The 15746-nt window shown below is 68.0% G+C and carries 10 protein-coding genes and 4 pseudogenes; 3 read left to right on the top strand and 11 right to left on the bottom strand.

All coding sequences use genetic code 11. From position 1 onward, the window contains the following. Positions 1 to 20: 20 nt before the first annotated feature. A complete protein-coding gene (locus LRS08_RS12560) occupies positions 21 to 536 on the bottom strand; it encodes a DUF177 domain-containing protein (protein ID WP_257843372.1) in 516 nt (171 codons plus the stop codon). Continuing rightward, positions 533 to 1054 (bottom strand): ubiquinol-cytochrome C chaperone family protein, encoded by a 522-nt coding sequence (locus LRS08_RS12555; protein ID WP_257843373.1) that lies wholly within the window; start codon positions 1052 to 1054, stop codon positions 533 to 535. The genes LRS08_RS12560 and LRS08_RS12555 overlap by 4 nt, the downstream gene beginning before the upstream one ends. A 113-nt stretch (positions 1055 to 1167) precedes the next feature. Here LRS08_RS12555 and LRS08_RS12550 point away from each other — a divergent pair, with 113 nt between their 5' ends. Together LRS08_RS12550 and LRS08_RS12545 are read left to right on the top strand one after the other, a co-directional pair. Further along, a complete protein-coding gene (locus tag LRS08_RS12550) occupies positions 1168 to 1641 on the top strand; it encodes an outer membrane protein assembly factor BamE (RefSeq protein WP_257843374.1) in 474 nt (157 codons plus the stop codon). Positions 1642 to 1774: 133 nt separating this feature from the next. Continuing rightward, positions 1775 to 2291, top strand: a pseudogene (locus LRS08_RS12545) (RcnB family protein). Between the two features lie 111 nt (positions 2292 to 2402). Here the strand turns inward: LRS08_RS12545 and LRS08_RS12540 are convergent. The 9 genes and pseudogenes from LRS08_RS12540 to LRS08_RS12505 all read right to left on the bottom strand — a co-directional run bounded on the left by LRS08_RS12540 (position 2403) and on the right by LRS08_RS12505 (position 14694). Continuing rightward, on the bottom strand, positions 2403 to 4130 hold the full coding sequence (locus LRS08_RS12540) for a penicillin-binding transpeptidase domain-containing protein (RefSeq protein ID WP_312026686.1): 1728 nt from the start codon (positions 4128 to 4130) through the stop codon (positions 2403 to 2405). Further along, positions 4021 to 4584, bottom strand: coding sequence for a transglycosylase domain-containing protein (locus LRS08_RS20090; RefSeq protein WP_312026615.1), 564 nt, complete (start codon positions 4582 to 4584; stop codon positions 4021 to 4023). Before LRS08_RS20090 ends, LRS08_RS12540 begins: the two co-directional genes overlap by 110 nt. A 150-nt stretch (positions 4585 to 4734) precedes the next feature. Beyond that, the gene (locus tag LRS08_RS12535) at positions 4735 to 5865 is read right to left on the bottom strand and encodes a hypothetical protein (RefSeq protein ID WP_260481679.1); all 1131 of its coding nucleotides are present in this window, start codon (positions 5863 to 5865) and stop codon (positions 4735 to 4737) included. A gap of 645 nt (positions 5866 to 6510) precedes the next feature. Then, a pseudogene (locus LRS08_RS12530) lies at positions 6511 to 6864 on the bottom strand (alpha-2-macroglobulin family protein); the annotation flags it as partial. A 97-nt stretch (positions 6865 to 6961) separates the two neighbouring features. Continuing rightward, positions 6962 to 8911: pseudogene (locus LRS08_RS12525) on the bottom strand (MG2 domain-containing protein); the annotation flags it as partial. A gap of 1271 nt (positions 8912 to 10182) precedes the next feature. Then, positions 10183 to 10491, bottom strand: a complete 309-nt coding sequence (locus tag LRS08_RS12520) for a hypothetical protein (protein ID WP_260480788.1) — start codon at positions 10489 to 10491, stop codon at positions 10183 to 10185. Positions 10492 to 10705: 214 nt separating this feature from the next. Next, the gene (phbB, locus tag LRS08_RS12515; RefSeq protein ID WP_260480787.1) at positions 10706 to 11428 is read right to left on the bottom strand and encodes an acetoacetyl-CoA reductase; all 723 of its coding nucleotides are present in this window, start codon (positions 11426 to 11428) and stop codon (positions 10706 to 10708) included. 30 nt (positions 11429 to 11458) lie between these two features. Next, positions 11459 to 12472, bottom strand: coding sequence for a ferrochelatase (hemH, locus tag LRS08_RS12510; RefSeq protein ID WP_257843377.1), 1014 nt, complete (start codon positions 12470 to 12472; stop codon positions 11459 to 11461). After that, positions 12469 to 14694: a xanthine dehydrogenase family protein molybdopterin-binding subunit gene (locus LRS08_RS12505; RefSeq protein WP_260480786.1), complete on the bottom strand. Its 2226-nt coding sequence runs from the start codon at positions 14692 to 14694 to the stop codon at positions 12469 to 12471. The genes hemH and LRS08_RS12505 overlap by 4 nt, the downstream gene beginning before the upstream one ends. A 146-nt stretch (positions 14695 to 14840) precedes the next feature. Here LRS08_RS12505 and lgt point away from each other — a divergent pair. Further along, positions 14841 to 15727 (top strand): annotated as a pseudogene (gene lgt, locus LRS08_RS12500) (prolipoprotein diacylglyceryl transferase). The last annotated feature ends 19 nt before the right edge of the window (positions 15728 to 15746 follow it).

Raw genomic sequence — 15746 nt, 5'->3', positions numbered from 1 at the left:
TGCATCCAGCTAAGCCGGTGTCAGTCCGGCTTCCTGAGCTTAGCCAACGCCGCGAACGGCCCGGTCTCGTCCTCGCCCAGCACGCCCGCCGCCCGCAGCACCTCGTCCGCGCGCGGACTGCGCGGAAACGGGTCGAGCGCCAGCGCCAGCGTCTCCGCCGCCGCCTCGCCCAGGTCGATCGCCCCGCCGGTGTAGAACACGGTGTCGCACTCTTCATCCGACAGCTCGATCTCGTCCCCCTCGACATTGCCTTCGGGCAGGAAGCGGATCGCGAAGTCTTCCTCGATCTGCGCGGGAACCGGATCGCCGGTAACGCTGCACGGCTGCACGACCGCGCCCGACAGATGTCCGCGCGCGATCACCCCGGTCGCGTCGCGATGCACGCCAATCTCCGCGTCGAGCCGCTCGATCGCGATCAGCCCGAATCGCTTCGCCAGCGCCGCACGCTCATCGGCATTCGCCGCGATCGTGACGCGGTGTTCGCCCTTGCCGATCGCATCGAGCCGCTGGGGCCGGGAAAATTCAGGCGCGATCACGGCATTCGTCCGGCGAGCAGATCGTCATGCGGCACATCGGCAAGCCGCGCGCGCAGCGCGCGCAGCCCGGCGGCGGAATGCGCCAGCGCGTCGGCACCCGGATCCTCGCCACGATAGAGGTTGCGCAGCAGCGCGTCCTCGAACGCGCCAGGGGCCGCATCGTCGGCCAGCGCGTCGCGATACGCGCCGATGCGCCCGCCGAGCAGCGCCATCATCTTGCCGATCCCCTTGCCGACGACGACATCGCCGATCCCGATCTGGCGCAGCTGGCCGTCCATGTCGTCGACGAAACATTCGGTCAGCCGCGCGGTGGTTTCCGCTGCGGTCGGATCATGCTCGATCCGCAGCATTACGATTCCCAATACGCTCGCGATCATGTCGAACCGCCCGTTGACGGTGTCGGGCACCGCCCCCGCCTCGTACCAGTGCGGCTCCCGCCCGCGCGCCACCACCGCCTGATAGAGCGCCGCCGCCGGGTTCTCTGGCTTTCGCCCGGTCAGCTTTTCCCACAATCGCATTGTCAAACTCCAATCGCCTCTCGGCGCTTGTTTGCCGGGGCCGCCCCGCATATTGAGGGGAACGGCCCGCGATGCAATGCGTGGCCTGTGCCCGCTTGGGGAGAGTGAGTTTGATGAAGTCCGCCCGTATCCTGTCCGTTGCGCTGTGCGGAACGATCCTGCTCGGCACCAGCGCCTGTGTGAAGCCGCTGCGCGGCTATCAGGGTTATGTGGTCGATGCGGATCTGGTGAACTCGGTCCAGCCGGGCGTGGATAATCGCGAATCGGTGCTGCAGACGCTGGGCAAACCGACGCTGACCAGCCAGTTCAACGAGGGCGAATGGTATTATGTCGGGCGCGCGACCCGCAACTTCGCCTTCAACAATCCGCGCGCGGAGCAGCAGACAACGCTGCGCATCCGGTTCGACGCGGCGGGCAACGTGACCGAAGTGACGCGCACCGGCTCGGAGCAGATCGCGAAGATCAACCCGACCGACAAGACGACCCCGACGCTCGGTCGCAAGCGCGGATTCTTTGAGGATCTGTTCGGCAATATCGGCACGGTCGGCGCGCCCGGCACCGGCGGCGGCGGACCTGGCGGGCCGTAACCCCTGTTGCGGTAGAACGGCACCGGTCGGCTCGCCTTTCTGGCGGCTTAATCGCCTATTCCCGAGCCGTTCAGCCGCAACCGCGTAATTTCCTCCCATACCGGTCAGAAGGACCGAGTCTAAGGAGGACGCAATGAAAAGATTGATCGCAACCGCGCTGATCGCCGCCGTCGCCATTCCGGTGATGGTGCCTGCCGCCAGCGCCCAATCGCAGCGCGAAGTACGCCGCGAACGGCAGGACCTGCGTGAAGAGCAGCGCGAACTGCGCGACGCGCGCCGCTATGGCGACCGCCGCGACGTCCGCCGCGAACAGCGCGACGTGCGGGAAGCCCGCCGCGACTATCGCGACGCGGTTCAGGATCGCAACCGCCGCTGGGGCGACAATGACTGGCGCACCTATCGCGGCTCGAACCGCGGCGTCTATGCCCGTGGCAACTGGCGCGCACCGTTCCGCTACCAGGGCTTCCGCGCCGGTGTTCGCATCGCGCCGACCTATTATGGCAGCCGTTACTTCATCAATGACCCGTGGCGCTATCGCCTGCCCCCCGGCAGGTCGCTACCAGCGCTGGGTGCGTCACTATGACGACGTGCTGCTGGTCGACACCCGTCGCGGCGTCGTGATCCGGGTGCTGCGCAACTTCTACTGGTAAGTCACACCAAAAATGGCCGCGCCGACGGTTACGCTGTCGGCGCGGCCTAGACTTGGTTCCGGCCCGAAAGGGTAAGGACCGGATGCCAGAACGCGCCGGATTCGCATTGGTTCAGCGGACGGTAAACACCACCTGGTCGACCACCCGGCCGCCCGGTGCCACCAGCCGCAACTGGTGCCGTCCCGGCCCCGCGAGCACCATCGGCCGCGCATCCGCTACCCCCAGATCGCGCCCGTCGAGCGTCAGCCGATGGCCGATCATTTCCCCCGACACGCTGATCGCCATGCGTTGCCGCTCGATCGGGATATCCGGGTCGAGCGCATAGACGCTGCCCGCCACCGGGCTGACGATTCGCGGACGCCGCGCCACCGCCGGGGCCGCCGCAACCTGCGTCATCCCCGTCCCCGCCAGGAAATATTCGCGGCGCGGCTGTTCGATATTGCCGCCAAAACTGACCTGGCGCGCCTCGATTCCCGCCGGGCGTTCCGGCGCGCGCCCGGGTCGCTCGGCATGCAGCGCCATCATCACGTCGCGCCACACCGGCGCAGCGCCGCTGGTGCCCGAAACGGCGCGCATCGGATCGCCTTCAAGGTTCCCGACCCAGACGCCGACCGTGTAGCGGTCGGAAAAGCCGATGCACCAATTGTCGCGCATCGCCTTTGACGTCCCCGTCTTGACCGCGGCCCAGAAGGGCAGGCGCAGCGCCGAATCCATGCCAAAGGTCGAAGCCCGCGCCGCCGGATCGGCGAGCATATCGGCGACCAGCCACGCGGCCTGCGGCGTGGTCGTCACGCGATCTGCATCCGCCTTGGCATCCGCTTCGACATAGAGCGGCGCGAACCGCCCGCCCCGCGCAAGGCTGCGATAGGCGGCGACCTGCTCGACCAGCGTCACCTCCGCCGACCCGAGCGCAAGGCTGAACCCGTAATAGTCGCCGCTCTCGGTCAGCCCGCGATAGCCGCTGTCCCACAGCCGGTCGCGAAACGCCTCGACCCCGGTCAGGATCAAGGTCCGCACTGCCGGCACGTTGAGCGACCCCGCCAGCGCCGATCGCGCACTCACCGGTCCCTTGAACGCGCGGTCGTAATTCTGCGGCACATACAGCCCCGACGCGGTGTCGAGCTGCACCGGACTGTCGTCGAGGATCGATGCCGGGGTCAGATACCCCTTCTCGATCGCCTGTGCGTAGAGGAAGGGCTTGAGCGTCGAACCCGCCTGCCGATAGCTTGCCGCGCCATCGACCGACGGCGCGGTCGAGGCCCCGCCGATCCCGCCGACCCACGCCAGAATCTCGCCGGTCGCATTGTCCGCAACGATCACCGCCCCGTCCCGCGCGCGGGTGCCGCCAAGGCCGACCAGCTGTCGCCGCAGCGCACGGATCGCGACGCGCTGTACGTTCAGGTCGATCGTCGTCCTCACCCGCAGCCCCGGCTGGGTCAGCATCCGGTTCGCCAGATGCATCGCCAGCCCCGGATCGAGCGCAAGGCTGCGCGCCGGCCCCAGCATCGACGCCGCCGCCCCGGCAAATCGGCTGCAATCCGTGTCCCGCGACAGCGCGCACGCCCGCCGCGCAACACTGTCAGCCCCCGCCGCCGGGTCGGGCAGCAGCGCCGCGAGCAGCAGCCCATCGTCGCGGGTCAACGCATCGGGTGTCTTGCCGAACAGCCCTAGAGCCGCGGCACCGATCCCCTGCGCCTCACCGCGAAACCCGGCGAGGTTCAGATAAGCGTCAAGGATCTGATCCTTGCTCCACCCACGTTCCAGCGCCGCCCCCGCGCGCATCTGGCGCAGCTTGTCCATGAACCCGCGCGATCCCGGCGCGGCAAGATCGGGCGACAAATAGGCCGCAACCTGCATCGACAGCGTCGACGCCCCCCCGCGCGCGTCTGCCCTCAAGCCGGTCGCGGATCGCCCCGGCGACCGCCCACCAATCGACGCCGTCGTGGTCGCGAAACCGGCGGTCCTCTGCCTGCGCGATCGCCGTCACCGCTTCAGGCGAGATCTTGTCGAGCGGCGTCCATGCCAGCCGCCGCGCCTGAAAATCCACCCGCGAACTGTCGAGCAACCGCCCTTCGCGGTCGTACAGCCACGCCTCGGACGGCTTCCACCCCGCCACCGTCGTGCGATGCGACGGCAATGGCGGCGGCAGCGTCGCCCAATCGACCGCGACATGCACCCCGGCGAGCGTCAGGATCGCCGCCACCGCAATGCGCGGCCCGGTCCACCACGCGCGATGCGTGACGGCTTCGGCGCGGGTCCACAGGCCGTGAAGCCGGTGCCAGAGCTTTTCCACCCTCGTCACCCCGGCCTTGTGCCGGGGTCCACCGGGAGGCGAGCGCGAAGCCAGAGCCTGGAGCATCGGACGTGCGGCGAAGTGGACCCCGGCAAAAGGCCGGGGTGACGACGAGATGTCTGCTTACGCATCACACCGGACCCACAAATCTCACCGCTGCGCCACCACCATCGGCTGGTTCGGCACCGCCGCGCGGATCTCGGGCGAGTACATCGCCTCAACCCGGCTCGGGGGCAGCTGCAAGCGGCCCGCTGCATTGAGCCGCATCGCATAACTCACTGTATGCGTCCCGCGCGGCATCCACGCGAAATAGCCGCGCCACGCATCGCGCCCGCGCTCGACATAGCTTGCGCCGCCGCCGCCCGTGCCCTCGGCCAGCATCTGCGATTGCCCGCCCAGCGATCCGATCACTGTCGCGCCCGCCGGAACCGGATCGCTGATCACCACCCAGTTGCGGTCCGCACTCGCCTCGACCGTCAGCGTCACCTTGAGCACGTCGCCGCGCGTCAGCACGCCCTTGGTCTTGGCCTGTACCATCTCGACCTTGCGGGTGAGCTTGTAGCCCGCGTTGAGCGTCTGCGTCAGCGGCACCGCCGCCTTGACCTGCACGCTCGCCCACGGCCCCGCCCCACCGGCCTGGCTCAGCGCCAGCGGCGTCTGCACACGCGGCAGCGCGAACAGCAGGTTGCGCTGAGGATCGGGCAGCGGCCACGCCCGGGTCACGGTCTGCATCCCCAACGTCGCGGTCGTCACGCCCGCGACTTCTGCCGCCGGATAGACCCCCTCGAACTTGCGCGCGGCGATCACGCCCCAGGCATTGGCGGTGGTCGTATCCCAATGCCCGCGTTGCTGGCGCAGCGCCGCGCCGACCATCATCTTCGGCCCCTCGCCCTGAAATGCCGGGCGGCCCAGCGTCGCGACCAGCGCCTTGAGCACCGATTCGTCGCCCGACGCCATCAGCCACCACGGCACATTGCCCTTGTCGACCAGATCGATCCGCGTCCCTTCATAGTTGAGCCGCGTCTTGAGCACCGCCTCACCCGCAGCGCGCAGCTGCGCGCCATTGGCAAGCCCCGGCACCCGACCCAAAGCCGCGAGATAATCGGCCAGAGTCGATGTCGGCATGTCCTGCGGCGTGATGCCCAGTTGACCCAGCATCCCCGCATTCGCCGCGCCCTGCCGCGCCAGCGCCGCGAACGCCGCGACCTTTTGCAGCCGGACATCGCCATAGTCGTCATGCCGCAGCCGCCCGTCGAGCACCGCTTTCAGCGCCTCGATCATCCGGCTCCGCGACGCTTCTGGGATCGGAAGGCCCGCTTCCGCCGTGATCGACAGGATATAGCTGGTCAGCGCCTCCGACCCGCGCAGGCTCTCCGACGGGAAGTATCGCAGCAAGCCATCGCGATCGAGATAGACCGGCATCTCGCCCGCCAGCCGGTTCCACGCACCCATATCGCCCAGCACCACCGCCTGCGACGTGCGCTGCTCGAAACAGCCATAGGGGTATGCCGCCATATAATCGCGCACGCCCTGCAATGGCGGGACCAACGTCTCGGTCAGCCGCACCGTCACGCTCCCCACACCCGGCAGCGCGCCAGCAGGTGGCGCGATCGATATCGGCCCACCCTCGCCCACGCGCGCCAGCGTCGCGGCCCAGGTTTCGATCGGCACCGCCGGCGCAATGTCCTGCGTGACCGTCACCGCATCGACCGCCTTGCCCGATTCGTCGCGGGCGGTGACCTTCCACTGCAGCTTCTCGAAGCCCTTGGGCGCGGTCAGGTTCCACGCGATGGGCACCGCGCCCCCGGCAGGAATCTCGACCGTCAGGTCGCGCCCGGTCGCCACCTTGGGCGACAATTCGACCTTGGCGGTGACCTTCATGGCCTTGTCCGACCCGTTGCGCAGCGTGAAGCCCGCCGAGAAGAAGTCGCCGTCGCGCACCAAAGGCGGAATCCCGGCAAAGATGCTCAGATCCTGCGCGGTGCGCACCGCCGTCTCGCCCATGCCGAACGTCTGGCCATTGTCGCCGGTCGCGACCGCAACCAGCTTGAACGCGGTCAGCGCATCGCTCAGCGGCACATCGACCTGCGCGCGCCCCTGTGCGTCGAGCGGCACCTTGCCGCGCCACAGCAGCACCGGCTGGAAATTCTCGCGATTGAGCGCCGACAGATCGCCGCCGCCCCCGCCGCCCGCCTCGACCGCCTTGCGCCCATAGTGCCGCTTGCCGACCACCTGAGTCTGCGCGGTAGAGGTCAGCACCGACAGCGGCCGCTCGCCCATCATCGCTTTCAGCACATCCAGGCTCTCGTTGGGGGGCGAGCTGGAGCAATGCCTCGTCCACCGCCACGAACGCGACATCGGCCTTGGGCGCGACGCTGCCATCGGGGTTGTTGACCTGCAATGCCACCTTCGCGGTGTCGCGCGCGGCATAGCTCGCCTTGTCCGCCTTGACGGCCACCGCCATGCGATGCCCTTCCCAGCCGACCTTGATCTTGGCGATGCCCAGCCGGAAGCTCGGCTTGGCCAGATCGACCAACGCCGTCGGCTTGGCCCCTTCACGGCCGAAGAAGGGCAGGTTCCAGCGCCGCGCCAGATCCGCCCACCACAGTTTCCACCCGCCGACGCGCCCGCGCACCGCCATCACCGACACGAACACATCGGGGGCATAGACGCCCTTCAGCGGCACCTCGACCACCGGATTGTCGCCCGACAGCTCGGTGACGAAGCTCGACAGCACGCCCTCACGCTCGACTGTGACAAGTGCCGTGGCCTGACGGAACGGCATCCGCACCTGGAATCGCGCGGTATCGCTCGACTTGTACTCCTGTGCCTCTGCAATGACGTCCATCCGGTCGCCATTGTCCCCCCCGAACCACCAGTCATCCTCCCCCGCCAGCCACACCGACGTCGTCGCCCGCGCGACATTGCCCGCGCTGTCGGTGGTGGTCGCCACGACATGCACCTCGCCCGATACGCCCGGATCGATCGAACATTGCGCAAGGCCAAGTTCGTCGGTCCTCGCCGAACAGGACGCGCCGATCCTGGTCGTGCGCATGTTGTTTTCGTACGCGTAGAAACCACCGATCAGCCGCCGCCGCGCGGTCAGGATTTCGCGGCTGTACACCGCGACCTGCACGCGTTGGCCCTTCAACGGCTTGCCCTGCGTATCCAGCGCGACGAAGCGCAGCCGCAGGTCGTCCTCCTTCATCAGCCAGCCATCGGTCTTGACGCCCAGCTGCACGCCCGAACCGAACAGGGTGATGCCGCGCGATGCCGTCAGCACCTCGCCATTCGCGTCCTGATAGTCCATCTCGACCCGCATCCGGCTGTTGCCGGTCAGCGTCTGGGGGATGTCCACGCTGGTCCGCGCGGTGCCATCCGCGCCGAGCGTGACGGGCAGCGTCTGCATCGGTGGCAGCTGCGTCGAATCCTCTTCCTCGCCATCGCCGTTGAGCGGCTTGGTCCCCTCCTCGATCGCGCGGCCACCGAAGGTATAGCCGTCCCACCCATCGGGCGTGTCGCTCTCGTCATAATAGCCGATGCGCAGTTCGACCGGCAGGTTCGACGCCCCGCCGCCCGAGAGGTACCCGACGAACAGATCGAGCGGCAGCGTCTTGGGCCGCACCGCCGCTTCCTTTGGCCCGGCGACCGACGCCTTCATCGTCGGCAGCTTGTACTCGTCGACCTTGATCGACTGGCTGGTCCAGACCGTCTCCTCGCCGCCCTTGCCGTCCGATTTGACGAATTGCAGGTTGTAATCGCCCATCGGCGCACCCTGCGGCACGTTCCACTGGCTCTCGCCGCTACCCATCGCGCTGATCGCCACCGGCAGCTCGAATTGCGTGTCCGATCCGCTGTGCGACAGGCGCAGCTTGCCGCTGAACCCGTCGGGGAACACGAAGCCCGTCGCCACGGGGCGACGCAGGATATGCTTCATGTTGACGCTCTCGCCCTGGCGGACCAGCGCGCGGTCGAACACGGTATGGACGATGTCGCTCGCGGCTTCATAGCCATAGCGCAGATCGAAGTCGTACGGACGGATGCCCTCGCCCCACGCGGTCAGCGTGAAGCTCATGTCATCGCCCTTGCGCGCCGACACCATCAGCGGCGGTGATGCGCCATCGTCGCACCCGCCCCAGCTTTGCGGCTCGGGAATCCCCTCGACCACCGCCAGTCGCCCATATTGATCGGTCTTGCCCGTCGCGAGCGATCTGCCCGAACAGCTGTCGGTCACACGCACATCGGCGCTCGCCACCGGCTTGCCGCTGTCGAGCGCGGTGACCCACACCAGCGAACCCTCACGGCCCCATTTGAAATGCACCGCCATGTTGGTGACCAGCGCGCCCGCGGCGACATAGCGCGGCGCATCGCGGCCAAGCAGCGCCTGGCCCAATTGCGGCGACGCCAGCTCGACGACATAGAATCCGGGCTTGCCCAGCGGGATGCCGACGACCTCGAACTCCTTGCCCTTGCCGGGCAGCGCGATCGGCTGGAGCGCGGCACCGACATTGCCGGTCAAAATCGACTTGGCCCCGGTCTGGTTGATCGTGACCGTCTCGGACCCGCGCTTGACCTCATCGCTCTTGTAGTCGTCCGCCTCGTCGATCGTGCGCAGCCATTTGGCGATCACCCCGTCCGATGCCTCGACGCGCAGATGCTGGCCCGCGACGGTCAGCCCCTTGCCCTGCAGCGACGGTTCGACGTTGCGCACGGTGACGGGCAGCACGCCGCCCTCCTTCGCCTCGATGATCCCGAACGGCGCAGCGAATTTCACCAGCGGCGGCGCTTCGTCGAAGCGGACCTCGAGCGGGAAGCGCTGGCCGTTGGCCAGCACGCGCCCGCTTTCGTCCTTCAACCCCTCGGGCAGCACCACCTTGGCGGTGGTCGATGCCGGCAGCGGTCCAGCAAACTTGATGTCGCTCACCGTTTTGGCGCGCTTGTCCTCGTCGCTCAGCGCAGGGACGAGTTGCTTGCCATCGGGCAGCGCGATGCGGATTGCCTCGGCCTGCTCGCGCGGGATGCGCGCAGAAAAGCGGACCCATGCCTCCTTGACCGGATTGCACCCCGCCTGCGGATTGACCCGCGAACATTCGAAGCGCGCCTCGAACGGCTTGCGCACGGTAAAGTCGAATCGCTGGTCGGCCCCTGCGGTCTTGCCGCCCGCTCCAGCAACGCCCGCGCCCCACACCAAAGACACATCACGCCCCGGCGGCAGCGGCCGTCCGCATTTCAGCGCTACGACATTGGACAGCACCTTCGCGCGATCCTCGGCCTTCTCCGGCAGCGCCTCGGCCATCCCGGCATCGCTCAGGAAGTTGCGCACTTCCCAGCGCTTGGGGTTCAGGTCCTGCAGCAGCTTGCCCGGCACGTCCTCGGCGAGCAGTTCGACCGGAATCTTCTCGCCGATCCCCTCAACCGCGCAATAGGCGTTGGCCGCGACCGACTGGCGGGTGGCGGGCATGTTGGTCCCGATCAGGAAGACCTGATCCTCCTCGATCTCCCCGCCCCAGCGTTGCGGCAGCATCGCCTTGACGGTCGGTCCACCGGCATCGACGGTAAACTCGCGCTTGCCCGACACGGCATAGCCCGCGACGCTCTTCAGCTTCTCTCAAGCGTGATCTTGCACGTCGTCCCGCCCGGCAACGGGCTGGCGAACTCCCAGACATAGGTTTGCTGATCGACCCAGCGCCCCTCGCCGCCGACCGCGCACGCGACCTTGATCGGGGACGCCGCGCGCGGATCGCCCAGCGGCACCATCGGCTGGCTGAAGCGCAAGGTGTAGCGCTCGATCGCGCCGCCGCCCATGCCGGGGGTGGCGAGCACCACCTGCGGACTCGAATCACCCCATGCCGCGATCGGCGTCAGCGCCAGTGCGAAAACAGCGGCCGCGCGTGCGAGGTGCTTCATCGAACCCACTCCCCCCAGTCAGGTTGCGGGCCGGAGCCTACGCGCCTTGGAGCCGGAGTCCAGTGTCAGTACGCGTCGTCGGGCTGAAACAGCAGCACGGGCAAAACCCGCGCCTGGCGTCGGACGGGTTCCGCTGCGCGGCCCCGCCATCCGGGCGGGGCGCTGCGCCGATTGCTCGGCGCACCGGGGGCGGGCGTGGCCGCCCCTGCGCCCCTCAGTACATATGCTGCCCGCCATTGATGCTCAGCGTCGAGCCGGTGACGAACCCGCCCTCTTCCGAGCACAGGAACGCCACGCCGCGCGCGATTTCGTTCGCCTGGCCCAGCCGCCCGACCGGGATCTTCGCGACGATCTTCTCCAGCACTTCCGCCGGAACTGCAGCGACCATGTCGGTGTCGATATAGCCCGGCGCGATCGCGTTGACCGTCACTCCGGCACGCGCGCCTTCCTGCGCCAGCGCCTTGGTGAATCCGTGGATGCCGCTCTTCGCTGCGGCATAATTGACCTGGCCGTACTGGCCGGCCTGGCCGTTGATCGACCCGATATTGACGATGCGGCCCCATTTGCGGTCACGCATGCCAGGGAACACGCCCTTGGCCATGTTGAAACACCCGCCAAGATTGGTGTCCATGACCTCCTTCCACATCTGGTAGGTCATTTTGAGGATCGTGCCGTCGCGGGTGATGCCGGCATTGTTGACCAGCACGTCGACCGGCCCCAGCGCCGCCTCGACCTCCGCAATGCCCGCCTGGCACGCATCATAATCGGCGACGTCCCATTTGAACGCCTTGATCCCGGTCCGCTCGGTGAATTCCGCCGCGCGCTGGTCGTTGCCCGCATAGTTGGCGGCGACGCTCATACCCATGTCGCGCAGCGCCACGCTGATCGCTTCGCCGATGCCGCGCGTGCCGCCGGTTACGATCGCTACCCGTGCCATGAACCTCTCCCGTGTTGGTTGGCCTTATGGCTAGGTTAGCTCCGCCCAGCCTGCAAGCTCCGATGCGACGATGCTGCGCAGCATCGCGATGCCCGGCGCACTATCGTTGAGACATGACAGATAGGCGAAATGCGTTCCGCCTGCCTCGACAAATGACTCGCGTCCCCGGATCGCCAGCTCCTCCAGCGTCTCCAGACAGTCTGCGGAAAAGCCCGGCGCGACGATCGCAACCTTCTTTACGCCCTTGCCCGGCAGCTCCTCCAGCACCGTGTCGGTTGCCGGCTCCAGCCACTTCGCCCGGCCAAAACGCGACTGGAACGTCACGGTCAGTTCGCGGCCCAGCGCTTCGCCCAGCAGCCGCGCAGTCTTGCGGCAATGGCAGTGATAGGGGTCGCCCAGCTCCAGCGTCCGTTGCGGCATCCCGTGAAAACTCGCCAGCACGGCATCCGGCTCGAAATCGAGCGCGGCCAGTTGCCCTCGCACCGATTCCGCCAGTGCCGCAATATAGCGCGGATCGTCATAATAGGGCGGCAGCGTGCGGATTGCGGGCTGCCAGCGCATCTTCGCCAGCGTCTCGCCCACCTTGTCCACCACCGTGGCAGTGGTTGCGGCGCAATATTGCGGGTAAAGCGGCGCAATCAGGATGCGGTCGCAGCCATAGGCTTTCAGCCCGCACAGCCGGTCGCCGATGGCGGGCATGCCATAGCGCATCGCCCAATCGACCATCACCTCGGGCGTCGCACCCGCGAACGCGACTTGCAACGCCTCGGCCTGGCGCCTGGTGATCGCGGCGAGGGGTGACCCCTCGTCGGTCCACACCTGCCGATACGCATGCGCAGACTTCACCGGGCGCGTGCGCAGGATGATGCCGCGCAGGATCGGCTGCCAGATCAGCGCCGGTATCTCGACCACCCGCCGATCCGACAGAAATTCGCCCAGATAACGTCGCACCGCACCCGCATCGGGCGCGTCGGGCGTTCCGAGATTGACCAGCAATACGCCGACGATCCCGCTCGGCGCGAGCGGATGCTTCTCGGGAATCATTCGCCCCCCGGAATCAGTGGCAGCTGGCGCAAGCGCACGCCCGTAGCGGCATGGATCGCATTGGCGATGGCGGGCGCGACCGGCGGCACCGCCAGCTCGCTCACCCCGCCCGGCTCGGCTTCGCTCGCGATCAGCTCGATCATGATCTCGGGCGTGTCGGACAGGCGCGGCAGATCGAGATCGGCGAAGCCCCGCGCATCGGCCATATTGCCGGTAAAGCCGGTCGTGACCCCCAGCGCCCCGGCCATGCCAAAGATCAGTCCGCCCTCGATCTGCTGCTGCACCACATCGGGGTTGACCACGCGACCGCAATCGACCGCCGCGACGATGCGGTCGACCTTGATCCGCTGGTCGCCGCCGACCGACGCCTCGACCATCACCGCGATATAGGATCCGCGAAAGGCGTGGCACGCCAGCCCCTGCCCGCTCCCCGCAAGACCACCCTGCCATCCGCCCAGCGTCGCGACGGTGGACAGGCACCGCGCCAGCCGCGGCTCGCCGCCCAGCATCGCGATGCGGAAGCTGTGCGCCTCGATCTGCGCGACATGCGCCAGTTCGTCGATGAAGCTTTCGGTGAAGAACGCGGTCGCGCCATGCGATCCCGACCGCCAGTAACCGGTCGGAACGCCGATATCGGCCGGGTGGTGATCGACGGCCAGATTGGGAATGCGATAGGGCGGGCGCGCCCCTGCCACTGCCGCCGGGTCGCCACCGCCCGCCAGCGCAAGCCCCGCCGCAATCGCATTGTCCCCCGCCATCAGCCGCGCCGCCAGCTCATGCCCGCTCGCCGGCGCCGCGATCTTGGCGAGCCACCCCGCCACCGCGCCGTTCGCACCGAGCCGCGCGGTCATCCGCGCCGCCGTCGGCGCCCGATAGCGATCGTGCAGACAGGTCTCGCCACGCGACCAGGTCAGTTGCACTGGCTTGCCCACCTCGCGCGCGATCAGCGCGGCCTGCTGTGCGACCTGATGCTCCAGATTCTGCCCGAACGATCCACCCGCGAATACCGGGTGGATGATGACGCTCGCCGGACTGATTCCCAGCACCTCCGCGACCGCCGTGCAGGCAAGGCCCGGTGCCTGGGTGGCCATCCAGATGCGGCAGCGACCGTCGGCAAAGCTCGCCGTCGCCGCCATCGGCTCGATCGCGGCGTGCAGCGCCACCCCGACGCGGTACTCGGCGGTGACCACTCGCGCGCCCCTGAACGCGGCGGACAGATCGCCCTCCGACTCCATCCGGGCTCCGTCACCATTTAGAGCTGCGTCGAGCGCCGCCTGGATCGACGCGCTGTCGACCCTGGTCGCGACTTCGAATTTCGGCTTCATTGCGTCGAGCGCGCGCTGGGCCGCCCAGCTGTTGTTGGCAACTGCAGCGACCCAGCGCTCGTTCTTCACGACATGCAACATGCCGGGGACGGTGCGCGCACCTGCCTCGTCCAGCGCGGCGAGCTTGACCGTGCCGATCGGCCCCTGCCGAACTGCGGCAAAGACCATGTCGGGCAGGCGGATGTCGGCGGCAAAGGTCGCGGTGCCGTTGACCTTACCCGGCCCGTCGAGCCGCGGCGCGGCCTCGCCCCGCAGTCGCGTGCCATCGCCCTCGCGCAGGGCCAGGTCGGCGGGTACGTCTTCACCCGCTGCGTCCGCAGCCAGCTCGCCGAACCCGATCTTCTGCCTGTCATGGACGACAAAGCCGTTGGCAGTGTCACATGCGGTCCAGTCGACACCCCAGCGCCGCGCCGCCGCCTGGCACAGCATCGCCCGCGCCGCCGCGCCGGCCTCGCGCAGCGGCCCCTCGAACGCGCGCATCGACGTGGACGCGCCCGTCAGCATCAGCGCGGTGCGCCGCGCATGAGTCGCGCGCAGCCGGTCGGGCAGGACAGCCGGGAACAGCTCGCCTGCGGCCATCGCATTGGCATAGAGCGGGCTCAGCGGTGCCTGTTCGACCCCCACCCGTCGCCAGTCCGCGCCCAGCTCATCGGCGACGATCTGCGGCAGGGTGGTGAACACGCCCTGTCCATATTCGCATTGCGGCACCGCCACGGTGACCTGCCCGTCAGGCGCGATCTTCAGCCACGCCCCGAACCCCGCCTCGCCGTCTCGCAGCGGCAGATTGGGCAGATAGGTGCGCGGCCATGCCGCCCACGCGACGACCAGCCCGATCCCCGCTCCGCCACCGATCAGCAGCGTGCGCCGGTCGATCCCTTTCAAGCCCTTGCGCTCCATTCGGTTCGTCTAGCGGGGCTGATACCGCTGCGCCACTCCCCAATCCTCCCCCGCCAGGGGGAGGATAAACTGAACCCCATCCCGCCCCTTGGCCCCGGCGTCATATCCCGATAGGACAGCGCCGAACTCCCGGGGAGAGCCCAATCGTGATCCTGACCGCCGCCGCGCAAGCCGCATCCCATATCCAGTTCAGCGATCTCGGCCTGCATCCGGTCGCGCTCGACCTCGGCTTCTTCCAGCTCAAATGGTATTCGCTCGCCTATATCGCGGGCATCCTGGTCGGCTGGTGGTACCTGCTCAAGCTGCTTGCACAGCCGGGTGCGCCGATGGCGCGCCGCCATGCCGACGACATGGTCTTTTATGCCACGATCGGCATCATCGTCGGCGGGCGGCTCGGCTATGCGATCTTCTACCAGCCGGCGCTGTTCCTCGAGCCGATCAAGCTTCTCCAGCTCTGGGAAGGCGGCATGTCCTTCCACGGCGGCGTGCTCGGCGTCACGCTCGCGATCCTGTGGCTGTGCCGCAAGGAAAGCTCAACTGGCTCCGCGTCCACGACTATGTCGCCTGCGCGGTGCCGTTCGGGCTGCTCTTCGGCCGCCTCGCCAATTTCGTGAATGGCGAGCTGTGGGGCCATCCGACGACGATGCCATGGGGCATCGTGTACGATCATAATGGCGTCCAGCCGACCGGTGAGACCTTCGCGCGCCACCCCAGCCAGCTCTATGAGGCAGGGCTCGAGGGCCTCGTCGTCGGCCTGGTCCTGTGGTTCCTGTTCTGGAAGACCGACGCGCGCTATCAGCCGGGCAAGCTCGTCGGCACCTTCATCCTCGGCTATGGCCTGTCGCGCTGGTTCGTGGAATTCTTCCGCGAGCATGACGCGCAGTTCGACGGCACGATCTTCGCGACGCCGGGGCTGCACATGGGCCAGCTGCTGACGCTGCCGATGATCTTCGGGGGCCTCTACCTCATCGCCACCGCGAAGAAGCGCCGCGAACGGGTCGAACCCTTTGCCGGCGACCAGACAATTGCATGAATCTCCCCTCCCGCTTGCG

Origin of the sequence: Sphingomonas sp. J315, from assembly GCF_024666595.1 — a bacterium.
Taxonomy (GTDB): Bacteria; Pseudomonadota; Alphaproteobacteria; order Sphingomonadales; family Sphingomonadaceae; genus Sphingomonas.
The sequence above is the reverse complement of the archived record's forward strand: the minus strand, read 5'-3'. Positions and strand labels throughout refer to the sequence as shown.

What these genes read in the sequence shown, in the direction of transcription:
- LRS08_RS12505 (WP_260480786.1), bottom strand. Translation starts at nt 14,694, where the DNA reads ATGGAGCGCAAGGGCTTGAAAGGGATCGACCGGCGCACGCTGCTGATC.
- hemH (WP_257843377.1), bottom strand. Translation starts at nt 12,472, where the DNA reads ATGATTCCCGAGAAGCATCCGCTCGCGCCGAGCGGGATCGTCGGCGTA.
- LRS08_RS12550 (WP_257843374.1), top strand. Translation starts at nt 1,168, where the DNA reads ATGAAGTCCGCCCGTATCCTGTCCGTTGCGCTGTGCGGAACGATCCTG.
- LRS08_RS12535 (WP_260481679.1), bottom strand. Translation starts at nt 5,865, where the DNA reads ATGATCGAGGCGCTGAAAGCGGTGCTCGACGGGCGGCTGCGGCATGAC.
- LRS08_RS12520 (WP_260480788.1), bottom strand. Translation starts at nt 10,491, where the DNA reads ATGAAGCACCTCGCACGCGCGGCCGCTGTTTTCGCACTGGCGCTGACG.
- phbB (WP_260480787.1), bottom strand. Translation starts at nt 11,428, where the DNA reads ATGGCACGGGTAGCGATCGTAACCGGCGGCACGCGCGGCATCGGCGAA.
- LRS08_RS12555 (WP_257843373.1), bottom strand. Translation starts at nt 1,054, where the DNA reads ATGCGATTGTGGGAAAAGCTGACCGGGCGAAAGCCAGAGAACCCGGCG.